A 22,124-nucleotide genomic window follows, 5' to 3' on the forward strand; every position below is an offset into this window, starting at 1 on the left:
GCAAGGAAAGCCTCGGCCTGCTGCAGACCTTCCAACCCGACCACCCGGTGATGCGCGCGATCGTCTCAGGCGATGCCGAGGCCTTCTACGAGCGCGAGATCGCCGAGCGTGAGCGGGCGGGGCTGCCGCCCTTCGGCAGGCTCGCCGGCGTCATCGTCAGCGCGGCGACACGGGCCGAAGCCGAAGGGCACGCCCGTGGCCTGCGCCGCGCCGCGCCGCAAGCCACCGACCTGTTCGTGCTCGGCCCGGCCGAGGCGCCGCTGTCATTGATCGGCGGCCGCCATCGCTTTCGCCTGCTGATCCAGGGCGAGCGGCGCGCCGACATGCAAGGGTTCATTCGCACCATGTTGGCCGAGGGACCGAAGATAAGGGGCTCGGTGCGAGTCCAGGTCGACATCGACCCGCAGAGCTTTTTGTAAGCTGTCGAATTACCCTTTCGAGGCGCGTTCGGTGAATGGGTTCAGGTAAGGCACGTCGAGAATCGCAAAATGCCGGGTGTTGGCCGTCAAAACTGACAGGCCGTGCAAACGGGCAGTAGCTGCGATCAGAACGTCCGCCAGACCCGGATTGGCGCCTCTGGCGATAGTGGCGTCTTCCAGTTTTCCGGCTTCTCGCGCGATTGCTAAATCGATGGGAAGGATGCGCTGGTTGAACTCTAGAAGCAACCTTTCGAACCACTCATTGATGCGCTCTGCCTTCATATGCCCGCCCGCCCGCTTCAGTTTCGCGATTCCTCGTTCCACCTCCAAGATGACGATCGACGAGAGCTGCCAAGAGCCGCGTTCTCCTTGTTCGGCAACCCAGTTCTGCACGTGTGCCGGAAGCAGAGGCCGACCAGGTGCAAATGCCGAGAGAAAAGACGTATCAAGCAGATAGCCGGTCAAAACTCCACTTCCCGCGACGGCGATTCGTTTCGCTCAAGCTCGATGCCGCCTGGATACTGAAGCAGGAAATCCACGAAGTCTTTTTGGCTGTTCTGCGGATAAAGTTTCCGTCCCTCACCGATTGGCACCACCATGACTGCGGGCTTGCCGTGCTTGGTGATAACCGTGGGCTCACCGTTCTCAGCAGCCTCCACGAGCGCGGAAAGGCTGGCCTTTGCCTCTCGTAGTTGCATCGTCTTCATGCGCGGAACCTCTTGTGGTCTCATGTAGTCACAATATAGGAATTGTGCAGAAAAAAACAGCCCGTTGTGTAACGTCCTGTTAGCCCGGTCGATACAACGGCGCTCGCGTTGGGCTGACGCCCCGTAAATTGCGACGGCCCATCTGGCGCATGTCTCTTGCTTCGCTAGAATGCCCGAAAATTTTGAATATCCATTTACGAGGGGACAACATGGAATTTGCGTTTCCATGGCCGATGAGCCAGGGCGAGTGGCTGGCATGGTCGAGCGCCGTCGTGACCTTGCTGTTCGGCCTGCTGCTGTTCCTGGCGCCAGGATTGGCATTCCGCATCCTGCGGCTGCAGGTCAGACCGGAGAAGGCAGCGGCGATCGCCGAGGGGCGCGGCCGGATGTCGGGCTTCTATCTCGGCCTCAGCCTGTGCTGCATCCTCTTGGCGCAGCCGCTGCTCTATATGGCGCTCGGCTTCTCCTGGCTGTTCACCGCCTTCGGCCGGCTGCTATCGATGATGTCGGATGGCGCCAACACGCCGTTCAACTGGGCTTCCATCGTCGTCGAGCTGGTGCTGGCGGCGCTGCCTCTGGTCTTCGCCTTCGGCTTTTTGCCCTGAATCAGGGATCAATCCGGGGTTGGTTGCTGAACTCGCCCGGCGGATGCGACAATAGTGCCTGAAAACCATGCCGGACGACGCATTGCGGTCTGAAAATGCCTGTGCTAGACGGCAATCGACTTTCGACCGGGGATAGCGGAAGCCGCGCCTCCGTGCTTGGAAAAATGCAGTAAGGTCAAAGATTTAGCCAGAGTTTTTGCTCGCGCCAACAATCTGCGGCCTGTCAGACAAGAGAAAAGACGGTCCGTGGCCCAATCGTCATCGCCAATCTCAGGTGTCGCAGAACGCTATGCGGGTTCGCTGTTCGAACTCGCGCTGCAGACCAATTCGGTCGCCAGCGTCGAGGCCGACCTCAACAGTTTCGAAGCGATGCTCGAAGGCAGCGCTGACCTTTCGCGGCTGATCAGGAGCCCTGTCTTCTCCAGCGAGGACCAGGCCAAGGCGATCGCCGCGATCGCCGACAAAGCGGGGATCACCGGCCTCACCGGCAATTTCCTGCGCGTCGTTGCCCAGAATCGCCGGCTGTTTGCCGTGCCCGGCATGATCAAGGCGTTCCGCCAGATCGCCGCCGAACACCGCGGCGAGACCGCTGCCGAGGTCACCTCGGCGCATGCGCTGACGCCTGCCCAGGAAACCGAGCTGAAAGCTGCGCTGAAAAGCGTCGCCGGCAAGGACGTGGCGATCACGGTCACCGTCGATCCATCGCTGCTCGGCGGACTGGTGGTCAAGATCGGCTCGCGCCAGATCGATACGTCGCTCAAAACCAAACTCAATTCGCTCAAGCTTGCACTGAAAGAGGTCGGCTGATGGACATCCGCGCCGCGGAAATTTCCGCAATTCTGAAAGACCAGATCAAGAATTTCGGCAAGGAGGCCGAGGTCTCCGAAGTCGGCCAGGTGCTGTCCGTCGGTGACGGTATCGCCCGCGTCTACGGCCTCGACAATGTCCAGGCCGGCGAGATGGTCGAGTTCCCCGGCGGCATCCGCGGCATGGCGCTCAACCTCGAAGCCGACAATGTCGGCGTTGTCATCTTCGGCGCCGACCGCGACATCAAGGAAGGCGACACCGTCAAGCGCACCGGCGCCATCGTCGACGCGCCCGTCGGCATGGGCCTGCTCGGCCGCGTCGTCGACGCGCTCGGCAACCCGATTGACGGCAAAGGCCCGATCCAGGCCACCGAACGCAAGCGCGTCGACGTCAAAGCGCCCGGCATCATCCCGCGCAAATCGGTGAACGAGCCGATGTCGACCGGCCTCAAGGCCATCGACGCGCTGATCCCGGTCGGCCGCGGCCAGCGCGAGCTGGTTATCGGCGACCGCCAGACCGGCAAGACCGCGATCATCCTCGACACCATGCTCAACCAGAAATCGGTGCACGACAACGGCCCTGAGAAGGAAAAGCTGTACTGCGTCTATGTCGCCGTCGGCCAGAAGCGCTCGACGGTGGCGCAGTTCGTCAAGGTCCTGGAAGAGCGCGGCGCGCTCGACTATTCGATCATCATCGCCGCGACCGCCTCCGATCCGGCGCCAATGCAGTTCCTGGCGCCGTTCACCGCCTGCACCATGGGCGAATATTTCCGTGACAACGGCATGCACGCGCTGATCAGCTACGACGACCTGTCGAAGCAGGCCGTCGCCTATCGCCAGATGTCGCTGCTGCTGCGCCGTCCGCCGGGCCGCGAAGCCTATCCCGGCGACGTCTTCTATCTGCACTCGCGCCTGCTCGAGCGCGCCGCCAAGCTCAATGACGAAAATGGCGGTGGGTCGCTGACGGCGCTGCCGATCATCGAAACGCAGGCCAACGACGTGTCGGCCTATATCCCGACCAACGTCATCTCGATCACCGACGGCCAGATCTTCCTGGAAACCAATCTGTTCTTCCAGGGCGTCCGTCCGGCGGTCAATGTCGGCCTGTCGGTGTCGCGCGTCGGCTCCTCGGCGCAGATCAAGGCGATGAAGCAGGTTGCCGGGTCGATCAAGGGCGAGCTCGCGCAGTACCGCGAAATGGCTGCTTTCGCGCAGTTCGGCTCCGATCTCGACGCCGCCACGCAACGCCTGCTAAACCGCGGCTCGCGTCTGACCGAGCTGTTGAAGCAGCCGCAATTCTCGCCGCTCAAAGTCGAGGAGCAGGTCGCGGTGATCTTCGCCGGCGTCAACGGCTATCTCGACAAGCTGGCGGTCAACCAGGTCGGCAAGTTCGAGCATGGTCTGTTGTCGCATATGCGCTCGGCCGGCAAGGACGTGCTCGACGGCATCCGCAAGGAGAAGGCGCTGTCCGACGATCTGCGCGCCAGGCTGAAGGCAGAAATCGACGCCTTCGCCAAGACCTTTGCTTGAGCAGGACGGACGGGATCAGGTTTGAAGCATGCCTTCGTTAAAAGACCTTCGTAACCGTATCGCCTCGGTCAAGGCGACGCAGAAGATCACCAAGGCGATGCAGATGGTCGCCGCGGCGAAGCTGCGTCGCGCGCAGGAAGCGGCGGAAGCGGCGCGTCCCTATTCGGAGCGTATGGGCGCGGTGCTGGCCAATATCACCCAGGCGATCGGCGGCGGCGGCGATGCCCCGGCACTGATGACCGGCACCGGCAAGGACGACGTGCATCTGCTTGTCGTCTGCACGGCCGAACGCGGTCTGTGCGGCGGCTTCAATTCGCAGATCGCCCGCTTTGCCCGCGACCACATCCGCAAGCTTCTGGCCGACGGCAAGCAGGTCAAGATCATCTGCGTCGGCAAGAAGGGGTTCGACATATTGCGCCGCGACTACGGGGCGCTGATCATCGAGCGTGTCGACCTGCGCGAGGTCAAGACGCTGGGCTTCGTCAATGCCGATGCCATCGCCAAGAAGGTGATCCACCTGTTCAACGAAGGCGGCTTCGACATCTGCACGCTGTTCTATTCGCAGTTCAAGTCGGTGATCAGCCAGATCCCGACGGCGCAGCAAATTGTCCCGGCGGGCGCGCCTGCGGCTGCCGCGGAAGTGAAGGACGGCGGCAGCGCCGTCTACGAATACGAGCCGGAGCCGGGCGAGATCCTCTCCGATCTCATCCCGCGCAACATTTCCGTGCAGGTTTTTCGCGCGCTGCTCGAGAATGCTGCCGGCGAGATGGGCGCCAAGATGAGCGCCATGGACAATGCGACGCGCAACGCCGGCGACATGATCAACAAATTGTCGATCACCTACAACCGCCAGCGGCAGGCGCAGATCACCAAGGAATTGATCGAAATCATTTCGGGCGCCGAGGCGCTCTAGGCACGCCCACAAGGAGGTCATCGACCTCAAGCGTGTGAGAAACAAAGAGACGAAAAGGGTAAAGACGATGGCGAAAGCAGCGACCCCCAAGACGGCAGCCCCTAAGGCCGCGGCACCAGCGAAGGCTCCGGCAGCAGCAAAGGCCGCTCCGGCCAAGAAGGCGGCAGCAACCAAGGCCGCCGCTGTGAATACGCCGGCCGCCACCATCAAGAAAACCGGCCTGGCAGGCAAGGTTCGCCAGGTCATCGGCGCCGTTGTCGACGTCCAGTTCGGCGAACATCTGCCGGCGATCCTGAACGCGCTTGAGACGATCAATGTCGGCAATCGCCTCGTGCTCGAAGTGGCCCAGCATCTGGGCGAAAACACCGTGCGCTGCATCGCCATGGACTCGACCGAAGGTCTGGTCCGCGGCCAGGACGTCTATGACACCGGTGCACCGATTACCGTGCCGGTCGGCCCGGGCATGCTCGGCCGCATCATCAACGTCATCGGCGAGCCGGTCGACGAGGCAGGCCCGGTCGACGGCATCGAGATGCGCTCGATCCACCAGCCGGCGCCGACCTATGTCGAGCAGTCGACGGAAGCGCAGATCCTGGTCACCGGCATCAAGGTGCTCGACCTGCTGGCCCCCTATGCCCGCGGCGGCAAGATCGGCCTGTTCGGCGGCGCCGGCGTCGGCAAAACGGTGCTAATCCAGGAACTGATCAACAACGTCGCCAAGGCGCATGGCGGCTTCTCGGTGTTCGCCGGCGTCGGCGAGCGCACCCGCGAAGGCAACGATCTCTATCATGAGTTCATCGAGTCCGGCGTCAACAAGAAGGGCGGCGGCGAAGGCTCCAAGGCAGCGCTCGTCTATGGCCAGATGAACGAGCCGCCGGGCGCGCGTGCCCGCGTCGGCCTGACCGGGCTGACGGTTGCCGAATATTTCCGCGACCAGGGCCAGGACGTGCTGTTCTTCGTAGACAACATCTTCCGCTTCACGCAGGCGGGCTCGGAAGTGTCGGCGCTGCTCGGCCGCATTCCTTCGGCCGTGGGCTACCAGCCGACGCTGGCTACCGACATGGGCGCGCTGCAGGAGCGTATCACCACGACGACCAAGGGTTCGATCACCTCGGTGCAGGCGATCTATGTGCCGGCCGACGACCTGACCGACCCGGCACCGGCGACCTCGTTCGCCCACCTCGACGCGACGACCGTGCTCAACCGCGCGATTTCGGAAAAGGGCATCTATCCGGCGGTCGATCCGCTCGATTCGACCTCGCGCATGCTCGACCCGATGGTTGTCGGCGAAGAGCATTACCAGGTCGCCCGCCAGGTGCAGTCGATCCTTCAGCGCTACAAGTCGCTGCAGGACATCATCGCCATCCTGGGCATGGACGAGCTGTCGGAAGAGGATAAGCAGACGGTGGCCCGCGCCCGCAAGATCGAGCGCTTCCTGTCGCAGCCCTTCTTCGTCGCCGAAGTGTTCACCGGCGCACCGGGCAAGCTGGTCGACCTCGCCGACACCATCAAGGGCTTCAAGGGCCTTTGCAACGGCGACTACGACCATCTGCCAGAAGCCGCCTTCTACATGGTCGGCGGCATCGAGGAAGCGGTCGAGAAGGCACAGCGCCTGGCCGCTGAAGCGGCCTGATGGTGAATGGTCAATAGTGAATTGTGAATGGGGAGTAGCGGATAGGAAATCGGGGCTGAGTGAAGGTCATTCTTTCTGACCGTTCACCATTCACCATTCACCAGTCGCTAGATTGATCATGCCTGAAGCTTTCAAATTCGAACTGGTCTCGCCGGAGCGCCTCTTGGTTTCCGAGCAGGTCGAATCCGTCGTCATCCCGGGCGCCGAAGGCGAGATGACTGTCATGGCGCATCACGCACCGGTCATGACCACAATCAAGCCGGGCGTCGTTACGCTGAAGACCGCGCAAGGCAAGGAAGAGCGCTATGTGGTGTTCGGCGGCTTTGCCGACATCGTTCCGGCCGGCTGCACGCTGCTCGCCGAATCGGCTGTGGCCGTCGGCGACATCGACCGCGCCGACCTTGCCCGCCGCATCCAGGAGGCGAGGGAAGACGCCGCCGACGCCAAGGACGACCAGACCCGCAGCAAGGCCGAGCAGTTCCTCAACCAGCTCACCACGCTCGAAGGCGCCATCCTGCCGGCTTGAGGTTCGCTCAAATGACTAACTGAAAAAGCGGGCTTGCCCCGCTTTTTTGTTTGGTGGACAGTCTGGCTGCCTTGGCGTGGGGGGTGGCCGATGACAAAACAAGCAGTGCAACAAGAAACTATCTCGCGATCCAGATGGTCGACGGCCCTGGTGTCGGCCTTTGGCGGCCCGTTTGGCGGGTTCCTCTGGATCGGCAGCGGCAAACTGGCGGTCGCTAGCCTGGTGGTGATCAGCGCCGTCGTTTTCGCGCTTGTTTACATTGGCTTTCCGGTATTGCCTGGCGTCGATCTTGCTTGGTGGGCCAATTTTTCAGGGATCGGTTTGATGGCCCTGTGGGCAGCGATCGTTGTTCCCTTCGCGCACCGGTTCAAGCCGGACAGATGGTACGCGCGTGGGCTTTCGGTGCTGGTGCTCGTCTTTCTGACTTCGTATCCGGCTGCATTCGCAATACGCGCGTTCCTGCTCCAGCCTTTTTCGATTCCCTCCAGCAGCATGGTGCCGACGTTGCAGGGAGGCGACTATCTCTTCGTCTCCAAAATGGCATACGGCTACAGCCGCTACAGCGTGCCGTTCAACTTGCTTCCCGTTGATGGACGTATATTCGGCGCGGAACCCAAAAGGGGAGATCTGGTTGTCTTCAAGTTCCCGCCCGATCCGAGCGTGGACTACATCCAGCGGATCGTCGGCCTTCCCGGCGAGAAGATCCAGATCATCGGCGGGGTGCTTCACATCAACGATGTCGCAGTGGGACTCGACGATATCGGCACTTTTTCGTCCGACGAGTTCTCGAAAGCCAAACTTCAACGCGAAACTCTGCCGGGGGGCGTCACCACCCATTCCGTCCTCAACCTTACCGACAACTCGATCGGCGACAATACGCGTGTGTTTGAGGTGCCCGAAGGCCACTACTTCGTGCTTGGTGACAATCGCGACAATGCCTCCGACAGCCGGTTCAGTGTCGGGTTTGTTCCCTATGAAAATCTGGTCGGCAAGGCCGTGCGGCTGTTCTGGAATTCCAAAGGTACCGATTATTCGTCTCGACAGACGCTGAACGGCCAGGCGAGCAAGTAGCTCAAACTGTCAGTGCCTCTACTGCGCGCATGACGCCGCGCAGTTCGGCGAGGCCCTTCAGGCGGCCGATGCAGGAATAGCCGGGGTTCACCTTCTTGCCGATGTCATCGACAATGGCATGGCCATGGTCCGGACGCATCGGGATCTGCCAGTCCGCCCTGCCTGCCGCCTTGCGCCGCCGCTCTTCGCCAATCAGCGCCGACACAACCGCCACCATGTCGGTGTCGCCGTCGAGGTGCTCGGCTTCGTGGAAGGAGCCGTCTGGCTCCTTGGTGACGTTGCGCAGATGGGCGAAATGGATGTTTTCGGCGAAGGCCTTGGCCATTGCGGGCAGATCGTTCTGCGCGCCCGCGCCGTAGGAGCCGATGCACAGCGTCAGCCCGTTGGCTGGCGAAGCGACCGCGTCGAGCAGCGCGCGGGCATCATTGGCGTTGGAAACGATGCGCGGCAGGCCGAACAGCGAAAAGGGCGGATCGTCGGGGTGGATCGCCAATCTGACGCCGGCCTCTTCGGCCACCGGCACGATCTCGCGCAGGAAGGCAAACAGGTTTTCGCGCAGGCCTTCGGTGGAGACGTCCTTGTAGAGGTCGAGGGCGCGGCGGAAGCTTGCGCGATCGAAGATGAATTCGCGCGCCGGGACCCAGCCGATCAGGTTGCGCTCCAGCCTTGCCTTGTCGCTGTCGCTCATCCCTTGCAGTCGCGCACGCGCGGCCTCGACGCGGGCCGGTGGGTGGTCGGCCTCCGCCCCTTCTCGCTCAAGGATGAAGACGTCATAGGCGCAGAGCTCGACGACATCGAAGCGCAGCGCCGTGCCGCCATGCGGCATCGGGTAATCGAGGTCGGTGCGCGTCCAGTCGGTGATCGCCATGAAATTATAGCAGACGGTATTGATGCCGGCGGCGGCGACGGCGCGGATCGAGGCCTTGTAATTGTCGATCAGGCTGCGCCAGTCGCCGCTGCGGGTCTTGATGTCCTCGTGCACGACGATGCTCTCGACCACGTCCCAGGTCAGGCCTGCTGCCTCGATCTCGGCCTTGCGCCTGGCGATCTCGTCTGCCGGCCAGGCGCGGCCGTCGTTGAGGTGGTGCAGCGCGCTGACGATGCCGACGGCGCCGGCCTGACGGACATGGGCAAGCGTCACCGGATCGTCCGGCCCGAACCAGCGCCAGGTCTGTCTCATGGCTTCTCACTCCCTATGCCAAGCGCCGCCAAAGCTGCGGCAGTGCCGCCCCGCCGCAGGCGCTCGAGATGGGCTGCCGTCAGATCGATCAGTGTCATGCGGTGGGCATGGTCCTTGGCGAAGCCGGCGAGATCGAACATCGCTGTCACCGTTTCATCAGCCGGCCGGCTGCCGAGCGCCGTAAGCCGAGTGTCGATCGGGTCGGTGAAATGGGCTTCCGGCAAGGTTTTGCCGCGCGCCTCGCAAGCGGCGATCCAGGCCGCCACCACCAGCATGAGATGCGCGGGCGGGTCACCGGCGCCCAACCGATCAACGGCCGAGGCGACGATGCGCTGCGACAGCTTCTGGCTGCCGTCATTGGCGATCTGCGCGGTGCGATGGGCGAGCGCGGTGTTCGAATAGCGTTCGGCGAGCTGGGCCGTGTAGCCGGCCGTATCGAGCCCGGCGTCCTGCGGCAGCGTCGGGATGGCCTCGGCCCATAGTCCGTCGACGAATTGCCGGATCGCCGGATCGGCAAAGGCGCGGTCGACCGTGTCGTAGCCGCTGAGCAGGCCGAGATAGGCGATTGCCGAATGCGAACCGTTGAGCAGCCGCAGCTTCATGTCCTCGAAGGGCCCGACGTCGCCGACCATGGTGACGCCGAACTTTTCCCAGGCCGGCCTGCCTGCCGGGAAATCATCCTCGACCACCCATTGGCAGAACGGCTCGGTCATCACCGGCCAGGCATCCTCGACGCCGAGCTCGACGGCGATACGCGCCCGGTCGGCATCGGTGGTCGCCGGCACGATGCGGTCGACCATGCTCGACGGGAAGGCGACGCCGTCGGCGATGTGTGCGGCGAGCCTGGCATCGCCTGAAGTGGCGAGCCTGGCATCGCCCGAAGTGGCGAGCCTGGCATCGCGCAGTGCGGCGAATTCGACCAGCAGGCGGTGCAGTGTGGCACCATTGGCCGGAAGGTTGTCGCAGCAGAGCACGGTGAAAGGCTGGATGCCGGCGGCACGGCGGCGCGACAGCGCCTCGGTCAGGAAACCATGCGCCGTCCGTGGCATTTGCGGGTTGGCCAGATCATGGATGATGTCGGGGTGGGTATTGTCGAGGCCGCCGCCGGCTGCCCTCAAATAGGCCTTTTCGGTGATCGTCAGCGTGACGATGCGGGTGCGCGGATCGGTCAGGGCGGCGAGCACCGCAGCCGGATCTTCCGGCGCCACCAGCAGCGACAGGATCGAGCCGACGACGCGCAGCTCTTCGCCGACGCTGCTCCTGATCGCCAGCGTGTAGTGGCCATCCTGCGGCGCCAGTGCGTCGCGCGTGTCAGGACTGCGCAAGGACACGCCGACAATGCCCCAGTCCGCCTCGCCCGCCGCCAGGCAGTCGTCGACATAGGCCGCCTGGTGGGCGCGATGGAAGGCACCGACGCCGAGATGGACGATGCCCGGTGCAATAGCGCCGCGGGCGTAGCGCGGGACCGCGACCGAAGCCGGCAGTGCCTTCAGCGTGCTGTTGGAAAGGCGTCTACTGATCATTGCGCCACGTGTCTGATCGAGATTGTTGGGTCACTGCTGGCAGGCGGCGTAACACCCGATGCAGTCACGCACAATGGGCAATGGCCGACGAAAAGTCATCATACAACAACCAAGTTTTTGTATGTTGACATTATTTCTTTCCAACCCTACCGATGTCCGGATTGGGAGGATTTACGTGGCCGCATTGACGGATCCGGACTTGCTGTTTGCCGCCGAGGTGCGCCCGCGTTCGCTGGCCCGCGATCTCTACGCCACGGTCAAGGACCTGCCGATCGTCAGCCCGCACGGCCACACCGATCCGCGCTGGTATGCGCTCAACGAGGCGTTTCCCGATCCGGCGCAGTTGCTGATCGTGCCGGACCACTACATTTTCCGCATGCTGTTCAGCCAGGGCGTTCGGCTTGAGGAGCTTGGTGTGCCGACGCTTGACGGCTCGCCGGTGGAAACCGACGGCAGAACGATCTGGCGGTGCTTCGCCGAGCATTATTACCTGTTCCGCGGCACGCCGACCCGGCTGTGGTTCGACCATGTGCTTGCCCATCTGTTCGGCATCGACGAGCCGCTGACGGCCGCAACCGCCGACCGCCATTACGATATGATCTCGACCTTGCTGCAGTGGGAGAATTTTCGCCCGCGAGCGCTGTTCGAGCGCTTCAACATTGAAGTCATCGCGACGACCGAAGGCGCGCTCGACGATCTCAGATGGCACCAGATGATCCGCGACAGCGGCTGGGAAGGCCGCGTCATCACCGCCTATCGGCCGGATGCGATCGTCGATCCCGACTTCGAAGGCTTTTCGGCCAATCTCGACCGGCTTGGCGAGATCACCGGCTGCGACACCGGCAATTGGGCCGGCTATCTCGATGCGCATCGCCAGCGGCGCGCCTTCTTCAAGAGCTTTGGCGCGACTTCCTCCGACCACGGCCATCCGACGGCCGAAACCGCCAATCTCTCGGATGCCGCCGCGCAGGAGCTGTTCAACCGCATCCGCCGGGGCTCGGACGACGAGCGCGAGCGAAAGCTGTTCCGCGCCCAGATGCTGACCGAGATGGCCAAGATGAGCCGCGACGACGGACTGGTCCTGCAGATCCATCCCGGCTCCTGGCGCAATCATTCGCCTTCCATCTTTCACAAGTTCGGCAGGGACAAAGGCTTCGATATTCCGACCCGAACCGACTATGTGACGGCGCTGAAGCCGCTGCTCGACTGCGTCGGGCTGGAGCGCGACCTCACCATCATCCTCTTCACCCTCGACGAGACCAGCTATGCGCGCGAGCTGGCGCCGCTCGCCGGCGTCTACCCGGCATTGAAGCTCGGGCCGGCCTGGTGGTTCCACGACAGCCCCGAAGGCATGCGCAGGTTCCGTGAGATGACCACCGAAACCGCCGGTTTCTATAACACCGTCGGTTTCAACGACGACACCCGCGCCTTTCCATCCATACCGGCCCGCCATGATGTGGCGCGCCGGGTCGATTGCGCTTTTCTGGCGCGTCTCGTCGCCGAGCATCGGCTCCGCGAAGACGAGGCGCATGAGCTGGCGCAGGAACTTGCCTATACGCTCGCGAAAAAGGCGTACCGGCTCTAACGGCGCTTGCCGCCATCGTTCAAACGGGAGGAAACCAATGCTGCATTTTTCAAGACTGGCGGGAGCTACGCTACTTGCCGCCGCACTGCTGGCCGGATCGGCAAGCGCCCAGACGGTCCTGCGCTCGTCCGACACGCACCCGGACGGCTATCCGACGGTCGAGGCGGTCAAATATTTCGGCAAGCTGGTGAAGGAGCGCACGGCCGGCCGCTATGTGGTCGAGATCTATCCTTCCGCGCAACTTGGCGAGGAAAAGGACACGATCGAGCAGGTGCGCACCGGCGTGATCGATCTCAACCGCGTCTCGATGGCGCCGTTCAACGGGCTCATCCCCGAGACCACCGTGCCCTCGCTGCCCTACATCTTCCGTTCGGAAGAGCATATGCACAAGGTCATGGACGGGGCGATCGGCGACCAGATCGCGGCGGCGTTCGACCAGGTCGGGCTGGTGTTGCTCGCCTTTTACGACGGCGGCTCGCGCTCCTTCTATAATTCGAAGAAGCCGATCAACACCGTAGCCGACATGGCCGGGATGAAGTTCCGCGTCATCCAGTCCGACATCTTCGTCGACATGGTGGCGGCACTCGGCGCCAACGCGACGCCGATGCCGTATGGCGAGGTGTATTCGGCGATCGAGACCGGAGTCATCGACGGCGCGGAGAACAATTTTCCGAGCTACGACACCGCCAAGCACGCGGAAGTCGCCAAGTACTATTCGCTCGACGAGCACACGATGGTGCCGGAAGCCTTCGTCATGGCGAAGTCGAGCTGGGACAAGCTGACGCCGGAAGACCAGGCGATCTTCAAGGCGGCCGCCAAGGAGAGCGTCGCCAAGCAGCGCGAGCTGTGGACCGCCAAGGTCAAGGAATCGCGCGCCAAGGTCGAGGCGGCCGGTTCGCAGATCACGACGCCGGACAAGCAGCCCTTCATCGACGCGATGGGGCCGGTCTACGAGAAGCACGTCAAGGACGACAAGCTGAAGGCCATGGTCGAAGCCATCAAGGCCGTGCAGTGATCAAGCGGCGGCGCGGACATTCCGTGCCGCCATCCTCCTGGGGAGAAAACCGGTGACTTCCAGCCCAAGACCAACACCGCTTCTGTCCGGCGTCGCGCAAGTGATGTCGCGCGTCAGCACGGCGGCGCTGTCGATCGCCGGCATCGGGCTGGTGCTGATGACCGCCTTCGTCGCCTGGCAGGTATTCGGCCGTTATGTTCTGAACCGTTCGCCGAGCTGGACCGAGCCGGGCTCGGTGATGCTGATGAGCTGGTTCATTTTCCTCGGCGCTGCCGTCGGCGTGCGCGAGAACTATCACCTCGGCTTTGACGTCCTGCTCTACGTGCTGCCGAAAGGCGGCAAGCGCTGGCTGCGGATGATTTCGGACCTCGTCGCGCTCGCCTTCGGCATCGGCATGATCTGGTACGGCAGTCAGCTGGTCGCATTGACCTGGGGCTCTGTCTTGCCGTCGCTCGGCATATCGGGGGGTTGGGACTACGTCCCGCTTGTCGCGGGAGGCGCGCTCATCGTGCTCTTCACGCTGGAGCGCATTGTGCTTCGCCTCTCCGGCGCGCCGATCGACGATGCCCTCGATGAACTGCCGCCGGCCGAAGTCGCGGCCGAACTCGACACCGCCAACCTGAAGGTCTGACGCCATGGAACTGTGGATTCTCTTCGGCGTCTTCACCCTGCTGATGCTTATCGGCACGCCGATCGCTTTCTGCCTGGGCGTCGCAAGCCTCGCCACCGTCCTCTATATGGGCCTGCCGCCGCTGATCGTGTTCCAGCGCCTGAATTCCGGCATGAGCGTCTTTTCGCTGCTGGCCATTCCGTTTTTCATCTACGCCGGCGACTTGATGGTGCGCGGCGGCATCGCCAGCAAGATCGTTGCCTTCGCCGGCTCGCTCGTCGGCCATTTGCGCGGCGGCCTCGGCCAGGTCAACATTGCAACCGCTACACTGTTCGGCGGCATTTCCGGCTCAGCGGTTGCGGAGGCAGCGGCGGTAGGCGGCCTGATGATCCCGCAGATGAAGGCGCGTGGATATGGAGCGGACTACGCCGTCAATGTCACGTCGATGGCGGCCCTGATCGCGCTGCTGCTGCCGCCGTCGCACAACATGATCATCTACTCGATCTCGGCAGGCGGAAAGATCTCGATCGCCGATCTGTTCACGGCCGGCATCATCCCGGGCCTGCTGCTGGCCCTGTCGCTGATGGTCACCGCCTATATCGTGGCGCGCTCCCGCGGCTATCCGACCGAGGCGTTTCCGGGCTTCACTGCGGTCGCGCATCTTTTCGCCGTCGCCGTGCCCGGCCTGCTGCTGATCGCGATCATCTTCGGCGGCGTGCGATCGGGCGTCTTCACCGCCACCGAGAGTTCCTGTATCGCCGTCATCTATGCGCTGCTCGTGACCGTCTTCGTTTACCGGCAGATGACCTGGGAAGGGTTCGTTCATGCCACCCATGGCGCCGTGCGCACCACGGCCATGGTGCTGCTCATCATCGGCATGGCGGCGGCGTTCTCGTGGCTGATGGCCTTCCTGAAAGTGCCGGCAGCGCTCATCGCCTCCATGAATGCGATCTCGGACGATCCGCTGGTCGTGCTTCTGCTGCTCAACCTCTTGATGCTGTTCCTCGGCACGTTCATGGACATGGGGCCGACGATCATCATTTGCACGCCGATCTTCCTGCCCGTGGCGCAGGCCTACGGTGTCGATCCGGTGCATTTCGGCGTCATCATGATCCTCAATTTCGGCATCGGGCTGAACACGCCGCCGGTGGGCGCAGTGCAGTTCGTGGCGTGTGCCGTGGGCAAGATATCCGTCTGGGAATCGATGCGCTCGATCTGGCCGTTCTATGCGGCAGGCCTCGTCGTGCTGGCGCTCGTCACTTACATTCCGGCCATTTCGCTATGGCTGCCGAGCGTCTTCAAATAGGGGGTGCGCGACATGGCCTCGGACACCGCAGTCGGGCTCCGCGTCGAACGAAGACCGAAGCTTTCGGAAACCGTTGTCGCTGCGATCCGCAAACAGCTGCAGGCGGGCGAGATCCAGCCCGGGCAAAAGCTGCCGACCGAGGGTCAGCTGACTGAAACCTTCGGGGTCAGCCGCACCGTGATACGCGAGGCGCTGGCCAAGCTTGCCGCGGACGGCCTGGTCGAGCCGCGCCAAGGCGCCGGCGTCTTCGTCACCGAGCATATCTCGACAGCGTTCGGTGCCCTGGCAGCGGAGATGGGCAGCAAGGATTCGATCGCCCTCAACGTGCTCGAAGTCCGGTTGGCAATCGAGATCGAATCCGCAGGGCTTGCCGCCATCCGCCGCAACGCCGCGCAGGAAGCGGCGATCCAGGAAGCCTTCTTCGAATTCGAACGGCTGCTCCTCAACAGCGAGCCGACAGGACCGGCCGACCTTGCCTTCCACCGCGCAATCGCCAGCGCCACCAACAATCCATTCTATGTCGAGATGCTCGACGTGCTCGGCCGCCGCGCCATCCCTTGCGACGTGACCTCGCCCTGGTCGACCGAGATCGCCCAATCGGACGCCTATCAGCGCGGCCTGCAGCGTGAGCATCTGGTGATCCTCAATGCGATCTCGTCAGGCGATGCCGAGGCGGCCCGGGAGGCGATGCGCGCGCATCTCGGTGCCAGCCAGCAGCGCTATCGCGAGCGCCTGCACGCGCGCCAGGTTTTTTATGCCGACTCGGTCAAGGCCGCGGGAACCGAATAAGCAATTGAGGCAGCCCCATGGGACAGCAATGAATCACACCGACAATCATACCGATTTCACCTCCCGCTTCGCCATCGACCCTGTTTCTGCCGCGGCGATGGGGACGGACGAGCTGCGATACAATTTTCTCATCGAAGGCCTGTTCCGGCCCGGCAGCATCAGCCTGACCTACACCTATTACGACCGCATGATCGTCGGCGGCGCCATGCCCGCCGGCGCACCCCTGCCGCTGCAGGCGATCAAGCCGACCGGGACCAAGAATTTTCTCGACCGCCGTGAGATGATCATCGTCAACATCGGCAGCGCGGGCGTCGTGAAAGCCGGCGGTCAATCCTTCGAGCTGCAGGCGCGCGACATGCTTTATCTCGGCATGGGCACCGATGAGGTATCGTTTGCCGCGACCAATCCGGCAGCGCCGGCTAAGTTCTACCTGCTCAGCGCGCCGGCGCATCAGAGCCACCCCAACCGGCTGATCCGCATCGGCGATGCCAAGCGGCTCGATCTCGGCAGCCAGGCGACTTCCAACGAGCGCTCGATCTTCCAGTTCATCCATGCCGATGGCGTAAAGACCTGTCAGCTTGTCGTCGGCATGACGCAGCTTGCCCCCGGTTCGGTCTGGAACACCATGCCATGCCATGTGCATGACCGGCGCATGGAGGCCTATCTCTATTTCGACCTGCCGGAGGCGGCGCGAGTGTTTCACTTCATGGGCGAACCGGACGAAACGCGCCATCTCGTCATGCGCAACGAGGAGGCGGTGCTGTCGCCGGGATGGTCGATCCATTCGGGCGCCGGCACCTCGAACTACGCCTTCATCTGGGCGATGGCCGGCGACAATGTCGACTATACCGATGTCGACCTGGTGGCGATGGAGGAGCTCAAGTGAGCGATCTCTCGGCCTTCAGCCTTGCCGGCAAGCGCATCCTCGTCACCGGCGCCAATACCGGCATCGGCCAGGGCATCGCCGTGTCGATCGTGCGCGCCGGCGGCGCGGTCGTCGGCGTCGGCCGGTCGGCGATGGACGAGACGGCGGAGAAGGTTGCGGCTGTCGGCGGCCGCTTCGAGGCGGTCCGCTGCGATCTTGGTGATGATGCAACTGCCCAGGCGATGCTTGACCGCGTCTGGGACGGCACCGGACCGCTCGATGGCCTGGTCAACAATGCGGGCATCATCCGGCGTGCCGATGCGGTCGACCTCACCGAAACCGACTGGGACGACGTCATTGGCGTCAATCTCAAGACGGTGTTCTTCCTCAGCCAGCGCTTTGCCAGGCGCGTGCTTGCCGAATCTGGACGGCGTGGCAAGATCGTCAACATCGCTTCGGTGCTGAGCTTTCAGGGCGGCATTCGCGTCGCCTCCTACACCGCCTCCAAACACGGCGTGCTCGGCATCACCCGGCTGCTGGCATGCGAATGGGCGGCAAAGGGCATCAACGTCAACGGCATTGCGCCGGGCTATATCGAGACCAACAACACCGAGGCGCTGCGCACCGATCCCGACCGCAGCGCCTCGATCCTGGCGCGCATTCCGGCCGGCCGCTGGGGCGCGCCGGAAGACATCGGCGACGCAGCCGTCTTCCTGCTGGCGCCAGCGTCCAATTACATGCACGGCGCGGTGGTGCCGGTGGACGGCGGCTGGCTGGCACGATGAACAACAAAAGGTGAGAGTTTGGCGATGACCGGAACCAAAATCTTCTCGCATGCCGGCGAGGCTGCGTGGACGCCGACGCCGGATGGCAACCGAAGGCGCGTGCTCCTGCACACGGATGAGCTGATGATGGTCGAGTTCGGTTTCGACAAGGGAGGCGTCGGCGCGCTGCATTCGCACCCGCATGTCCAGGCAAGCTACGTCGCCGAAGGCCGTTTCGAGGTCACCATCGACGGCAGGACCGAGGTCCTGGAAACGGGAAGCAGCTTCATCGTTCCGTCCAACCTTATCCATGGCGTCAAGGCGCTGGAGGCGGGACGGCTGGTCGACAGCTTCACGCCGCTCCGCGCCGATTTCCTCGACTGAGCTGCGGGCCGAAGATCAGGCAGCCGGTTCTCGGAACGAAAAACCCGCGCCTCCGGAGAGACGCGGGCGTGTTGCCTGGGCGCTTGTGGCGCCGCGGTACTCAAAACATCACCGCAGAACCTGAACCTGCCGAATGATGGTGAAGATAGGATTAACCGCTCCGAGGCGGTGCGATATTCACAGCCAAGGCGAATAGGGGGCTGGAACGACGGTCCGATATCGGCCAATGAGAGAAAAGTTCGCCTCAGGCGGTGCCGCGGACAGGACCAGAGGGGTCGATAAATGTTCGAATCTGCTGTCCAGGCAATCACCTGGCGATTCGCCGCGGCATTTCGGCAGATCGTATCCCCGAAAGTTCTGTAATGCAGGCAGCAGCGAGCATCCCTGCAGAGGGTTCCAAGCGGCGCGTCCTCAGGGATGTATTCGGCTTCGATGATTTTCGTCCCGGCCAGGCGCCTGTTATGGAGGCGCTGCTGGCCAGGCGCCATGTGCTGGCCGTCATGCCGACCGGCGCCGGCAAATCGCTCTGCTACCAGGTCCCGGCGCTGGTGCTGGGCGGGCTCACCATTGTCGTTTCGCCGCTGGTGGCCCTGATGCAGGATCAGGTCGCCGCATTGCGCCTTGCCGGTGTGGCGGCTGATACGATCAATTCCTCGCTCGACCGCGATGCCAATGTCGCTGCATGGCGCCGTGTCGCGGCAGGCCAGACGCGCCTGCTCTATCTTGCACCGGAGCGGCTGATGACCGTGCGAATGCTCGAGGCGTTGACCAAGCTCGATGTCCGGCTGATCGCCATCGACGAGGCACATTGCATCTCCCAATGGGGACCGGCGTTCCGGCGCGAATACGAAGAATTGTCGAGACTACGTGATATCTTCCCGAAAGTGCCGATTATTGCGCTGACGGCGACGGCGGACGAGACGACGCGCACCGACATTGCCGGGCAACTGTTCGAAGGGCGCGTCGATACCGTGGTGCTCGGCTTCGACCGGCCGAACATCAAGCTAGGCATCGAGCCCAAGCAAGACAGCAAGCGCCAATTGCTAAACTTCGTGCAGCGCCATGCAGGCCGCAGCGGGATCGTCTATTGCCTGTCGCGCAAGAAGACCGAAGAGATGGCGGCGTTTCTCGAGCGGAACGGCGTACGCGCGTTCGCCTACCATGCCGGCATGAGCAAGGACGCGCGTGAAGCGAATCAAAACGCTTTCATGACCTTGTCCGGCGTGGTGATGGTGGCGACCATCGCCTTCGGCATGGGGATCGACAAGCCCGACGTCGCCTATGTCTTCCACACCGACCTGCCGGGCAGCTTGGAGGCCTATTATCAGGAAATCGGGCGGGCAGGCCGCGACGGGCGAGCGGCCGAGGCACATATGCTCTTCGGTCTCGGCGATATACGCATGCGCCGGCTTTTCATCGAAGACGAGGATGCGCCGGCTGAGCACAAAAGGCGCGCGCATGGCCGACTCGATACGCTGATCGGTTATTGCGAGACGACGCAGTGCCGCCGTCAGATCCTGCTTGGCTATTTCGGCGAAAGTGCTTCGCCTTGCGGCAATTGCGACAACTGCCTCGACCAGGCGCCGCATGCGGATGGCGAGGCGGAGGCGCGGATCATCCTGGCGGCGATCGCACAGACCGGCGAGCGCTTCGGCGTCGCCCATGTCGTCGATGTCCTGCTCGGCCATGAAACCGAGAAGGTCCTGGACAGGAACCACCACAGGCTTGCCAGCTTCGGCACCGGTCTGGCGCATAAAAAGAGTTTCTTGCTGTCGCTGCTCCGCCAACTCGTCGCGGGAGGGTTCCTGACATTGGACCCAGCCGGCCATGGCGGCCTCGCCATTGCCGAGAAGGGCCGTGCGCTGGCCCGGGGCGAGGCTTCGTTCCGGTATCGCGTGGACGCGCGCCAGTCATCGCGAGGCAAGATACGTCCTGAGGATACCGCAGCAGGCACGGAAGGTCTGGATTCGGCGCTGCTGGCCGCGCTCAAGGCTGTGCGGCTGCGTCTTGCCCGGGAACGCCAGGTGCCGGCCTTCGTGATCTTTTCGGATCGTACACTGATCGATATGGCCGAACGCTGTCCGCGTGATCTGGACGCCTTCGCCGCGGTCAACGGCGTCGGCGCCGCCAAGCTCAAGGATTTCGGCGAGATATTCCTCGGCGCGATCGCTGCGCATCAATCCGGGGTGGCGGGCTGAAGACCCACTTCAGTGACGCAATCAGCACCGGCTTCGTCTCGCCGCGGCAATCGCAGCCTCCTGCTGCCGCAAGCGCTCGATCTTCGCACTCTGGCGGGCAGCCACGGTCGAGGCGACACGCTGCCCTCCCAACAGCCAGCCCGGAATGTTGGTGTGGACGACTTTGCCACGAGCGATGGCTGTCGCCGACATTTCGTCGGCGACAGCGCCCATCGCCACGTTGAGCTCGACGCAACTCATCTTGTCGTATTTCGCAGCATCAAAGGATGCCGGCAAAGGCGATGCGCAACTTCCGACAAACATGAGGCTGCATATCAGAGGCGTGGCCGTGGAGATCGCCTTCATTCCCTTATCAAGCACATTGATGCCGGACGGGCGGATTTCCGGAGGGTTCTCGATCTCAGGCGGCGAAGCGCTCCCGAGGTTCCGCGTAACTGAAGCATGTGACCTCTACAATACCCTGTGCTGACCGACCTGTTTGTCCTCGAAGAATTCCGAGAGAGCCGCTGCCGTCTTGTCGGGGTGCTCTTCCGGGAAAAAGTGCCCGCCTTGGACAGCGTGTCCTGCCACTCTGTCGGCCCATTTCCTCCAGATGGCCAGCGGCCCGCCTTCTTGCGCATACCAGTTCTCCAGGGCGCCTTCGCCACTCCATAGCGCCAGTAGCGGACAGTCGATGCGACGACCGTTTGCGCGGTCCAACGCGTCATGTTCACGATCGATCGTCGCAGCGGCGCGATACTCTTCGCAGATGGCATGAATATGCGCGGGATCGCGAAGCGCATCAACATAGGCGTTCCTGACCTCTTTGGAGACCATTTTCGCTGACGATCCCCACTGCGTTATTGCATCGTCGACGACAGCATCGGGAGCCGCTCCGATCAGACGCTCCGGCAGGGGCTCCGGCTGGGCAAGAAGGCTCCAGGGCCAGAAGCCAAGCGCCAGTCTGGCATCCGCCCGATCCCATGTTGCGGCGGTGGGGATGATGTCGAGGACGGCGATTTTGAGCACTTTGTCGGAATGGTCCAGCGCCAGGCGATAGGCAACCCGCCCGCCACGATCATGTCCGGCAACCATGAACCGCTCAAACCCCACTTGCTTCATGGCCTGAACCATGTCGCCGGCCATGGCGCGCTTGGCGTATGGGCTATGATCGGCAGAGGAAAACGGGCATCCGCTTTGCCCATAGCCTCGAAGGTCGGCGGCGACGACCGTGAAGCGGGGCGCCAAGGCTGCGGCGATATCCCTCCACATCAGATGCGTTTCTGGAAAACCGTGAAGAAGCAGCAGCGGCGGACCGGTGCCTCCGACCCTTGCGAAAATCGTCGTATCGTCCAGTCGTAGGCTGGTGGCTCTGAAACCTGCAAACACCGTCAGCTTCCTCCGCGCCCTTAGGAAAGCTCCCTAAGGGCGCTAACGGCCGCCTGGGGCGTAAACCCCGGCCGCGATGGCCGGGGTTCAAGCCGGCCAGTTGCTAGAATCGAAACCAGACCCAGACGCGCCTGCGGAAGCACCGCCTGCGCCGATAGCCGTTTCGCCAGTAAACGCGACAGACCCTTCTCCAGGCGCGCCGGCGGCGCCGGCGCGGCATGTGCCACCGGCGATGATAGACTGGTTGCAACTCTGCTTGAGTTTCGTCGTCGTCGAAGGTCTCGACATCCGGCGCCTCGAGTTCATCGAGAATGCCCCTTCTGGCAG

The 22,124-nt window shown here is 63.2% G+C and carries 22 protein-coding genes and 1 pseudogene; 17 read left to right on the plus strand and 6 right to left on the minus strand.

What is annotated here, in order from left to right; translation table 11 throughout:
* Nucleotides 1-419, plus strand: a pseudogene (locus NKH93_RS29590) (primosomal protein N'); the annotation flags it as partial.
* 9 nt (nucleotides 420-428) lie between these two features.
* On the opposite strand, the gene NKH93_RS29595 reads toward NKH93_RS29590, so the two are convergent.
* Together NKH93_RS29595 and NKH93_RS29600 are read right to left on the minus strand one after the other, a co-directional pair.
* Nucleotides 429-884 (minus strand): type II toxin-antitoxin system VapC family toxin, encoded by a 456-nt coding sequence (locus tag NKH93_RS29595; protein ID WP_352471284.1) that lies wholly within the window; start codon nucleotides 882-884, stop codon nucleotides 429-431.
* On the minus strand, nucleotides 881-1,126 hold the full coding sequence (locus tag NKH93_RS29600; protein ID WP_254018681.1) for a type II toxin-antitoxin system Phd/YefM family antitoxin: 246 nt from the start codon (nucleotides 1,124-1,126) through the stop codon (nucleotides 881-883). Before NKH93_RS29600 ends, NKH93_RS29595 begins: the two co-directional genes overlap by 4 nt.
* Before the next feature lie 209 nt (nucleotides 1,127-1,335).
* Between NKH93_RS29600 and NKH93_RS29605 the strand changes: the two genes are divergently transcribed.
* The 7 genes from NKH93_RS29605 to lepB all read left to right on the plus strand — a co-directional run bounded on the left by NKH93_RS29605 (nucleotide 1,336) and on the right by lepB (nucleotide 8,210).
* Nucleotides 1,336-1,731 (plus strand): AGROH133_08824 family phage infection protein, encoded by a 396-nt coding sequence (locus NKH93_RS29605; protein ID WP_352681771.1) that lies wholly within the window; start codon nucleotides 1,336-1,338, stop codon nucleotides 1,729-1,731.
* Between the two features lie 246 nt (nucleotides 1,732-1,977).
* On the plus strand, nucleotides 1,978-2,538 hold the full coding sequence (locus NKH93_RS29610; RefSeq protein WP_352636906.1) for a F0F1 ATP synthase subunit delta: 561 nt from the start codon (nucleotides 1,978-1,980) through the stop codon (nucleotides 2,536-2,538).
* Nucleotides 2,538-4,067 carry a F0F1 ATP synthase subunit alpha gene (atpA, locus tag NKH93_RS29615; protein WP_352450899.1) on the plus strand — a complete coding sequence of 510 codons (1,530 nt, stop codon included), beginning with the start codon at nucleotides 2,538-2,540 and terminating at the stop codon, nucleotides 4,065-4,067. Before NKH93_RS29610 ends, atpA begins: the two co-directional genes overlap by 1 nt.
* Before the next feature lie 28 nt (nucleotides 4,068-4,095).
* Nucleotides 4,096-4,980 carry a F0F1 ATP synthase subunit gamma gene (locus tag NKH93_RS29620; protein ID WP_352681769.1) on the plus strand — a complete coding sequence of 295 codons (885 nt, stop codon included), beginning with the start codon at nucleotides 4,096-4,098 and terminating at the stop codon, nucleotides 4,978-4,980.
* Nucleotides 4,981-5,047: 67 nt separating this feature from the next.
* Complete coding sequence (gene atpD, locus NKH93_RS29625; RefSeq protein WP_023678097.1) at nucleotides 5,048-6,613, plus strand: F0F1 ATP synthase subunit beta; 1,566 nt, start codon at nucleotides 5,048-5,050, stop codon at nucleotides 6,611-6,613.
* A 118-nt stretch (nucleotides 6,614-6,731) separates the two neighbouring features.
* The gene (locus NKH93_RS29630) at nucleotides 6,732-7,139 is read left to right on the plus strand and encodes a F0F1 ATP synthase subunit epsilon (protein WP_352489184.1); all 408 of its coding nucleotides are present in this window, start codon (nucleotides 6,732-6,734) and stop codon (nucleotides 7,137-7,139) included.
* Between the two features lie 90 nt (nucleotides 7,140-7,229).
* On the plus strand, nucleotides 7,230-8,210 hold the full coding sequence (gene lepB, locus NKH93_RS29635; protein ID WP_502896518.1) for a signal peptidase I: 981 nt from the start codon (nucleotides 7,230-7,232) through the stop codon (nucleotides 8,208-8,210).
* Between the two features lies 1 nt (nucleotide 8,211).
* Here lepB and uxuA read toward each other — a convergent pair whose 3' ends face one another.
* Entirely contained in the window at nucleotides 8,212-9,390 is a 1,179-nt protein-coding gene (uxuA, locus tag NKH93_RS29640; protein WP_352974563.1) for a mannonate dehydratase, read from the minus strand.
* The gene (locus NKH93_RS29645) at nucleotides 9,387-10,913 is read right to left on the minus strand and encodes a mannitol dehydrogenase family protein (protein ID WP_352974568.1); all 1,527 of its coding nucleotides are present in this window, start codon (nucleotides 10,911-10,913) and stop codon (nucleotides 9,387-9,389) included. Before NKH93_RS29645 ends, uxuA begins: the two co-directional genes overlap by 4 nt.
* A 175-nt stretch (nucleotides 10,914-11,088) precedes the next feature.
* Here NKH93_RS29645 and uxaC point away from each other — a divergent pair, with 175 nt between their 5' ends.
* The 9 genes from uxaC (at nucleotide 11,089) to recQ (ending at nucleotide 20,429) form a co-directional block, all read left to right on the plus strand.
* A complete protein-coding gene (uxaC, locus tag NKH93_RS29650) occupies nucleotides 11,089-12,498 on the plus strand; it encodes a glucuronate isomerase (protein WP_352974571.1) in 1,410 nt (469 codons plus the stop codon).
* 37 nt (nucleotides 12,499-12,535) lie between these two features.
* Entirely contained in the window at nucleotides 12,536-13,513 is a 978-nt protein-coding gene (locus NKH93_RS29655; RefSeq protein ID WP_352613284.1) for a TRAP transporter substrate-binding protein, read from the plus strand.
* A 103-nt stretch (nucleotides 13,514-13,616) separates the two neighbouring features.
* Nucleotides 13,617-14,144, plus strand: coding sequence for a TRAP transporter small permease (locus NKH93_RS29660; RefSeq protein WP_352613552.1), 528 nt, complete (start codon nucleotides 13,617-13,619; stop codon nucleotides 14,142-14,144).
* Between the two features lie 4 nt (nucleotides 14,145-14,148).
* Nucleotides 14,149-15,429: a TRAP transporter large permease gene (locus tag NKH93_RS29665; RefSeq protein ID WP_292656436.1), complete on the plus strand. Its 1,281-nt coding sequence runs from the start codon at nucleotides 14,149-14,151 to the stop codon at nucleotides 15,427-15,429.
* A 12-nt stretch (nucleotides 15,430-15,441) separates the two neighbouring features.
* Complete coding sequence (locus NKH93_RS29670; RefSeq protein WP_352540929.1) at nucleotides 15,442-16,218, plus strand: FadR/GntR family transcriptional regulator; 777 nt, start codon at nucleotides 15,442-15,444, stop codon at nucleotides 16,216-16,218.
* 28 nt (nucleotides 16,219-16,246) lie between these two features.
* On the plus strand, nucleotides 16,247-17,104 hold the full coding sequence (kduI, locus tag NKH93_RS29675; RefSeq protein WP_352974587.1) for a 5-dehydro-4-deoxy-D-glucuronate isomerase: 858 nt from the start codon (nucleotides 16,247-16,249) through the stop codon (nucleotides 17,102-17,104).
* Nucleotides 17,101-17,868: a 2-dehydro-3-deoxy-D-gluconate 5-dehydrogenase KduD gene (gene kduD, locus NKH93_RS29680; protein WP_352974591.1), complete on the plus strand. Its 768-nt coding sequence runs from the start codon at nucleotides 17,101-17,103 to the stop codon at nucleotides 17,866-17,868. The genes kduI and kduD overlap by 4 nt, the downstream gene beginning before the upstream one ends.
* 24 nt (nucleotides 17,869-17,892) lie before the next feature.
* Entirely contained in the window at nucleotides 17,893-18,231 is a 339-nt protein-coding gene (locus NKH93_RS29685) for a cupin domain-containing protein (RefSeq protein ID WP_352974594.1), read from the plus strand.
* 362 nt (nucleotides 18,232-18,593) lie between these two features.
* On the plus strand, nucleotides 18,594-20,429 hold the full coding sequence (gene recQ, locus NKH93_RS29690; RefSeq protein WP_352974598.1) for a DNA helicase RecQ: 1,836 nt from the start codon (nucleotides 18,594-18,596) through the stop codon (nucleotides 20,427-20,429).
* 21 nt (nucleotides 20,430-20,450) lie between these two features.
* On the opposite strand, the gene NKH93_RS29695 is transcribed toward recQ, so the two are convergent.
* Both NKH93_RS29695 and NKH93_RS29700 read right to left on the minus strand, forming a co-directional pair.
* Nucleotides 20,451-20,669, minus strand: a complete 219-nt coding sequence (locus tag NKH93_RS29695; protein ID WP_245274746.1) for a hypothetical protein — start codon at nucleotides 20,667-20,669, stop codon at nucleotides 20,451-20,453.
* Between the two features lie 210 nt (nucleotides 20,670-20,879).
* On the minus strand, nucleotides 20,880-21,797 hold the full coding sequence (locus NKH93_RS29700) for an alpha/beta fold hydrolase (protein ID WP_352918554.1): 918 nt from the start codon (nucleotides 21,795-21,797) through the stop codon (nucleotides 20,880-20,882).
* Nucleotides 21,798-22,124 lie beyond the last annotated feature (327 nt).

It is taken from the genome of Mesorhizobium sp. M0954, assembly GCF_040319155.1.
GTDB lineage: Bacteria > Pseudomonadota > Alphaproteobacteria > Rhizobiales > Rhizobiaceae > Mesorhizobium.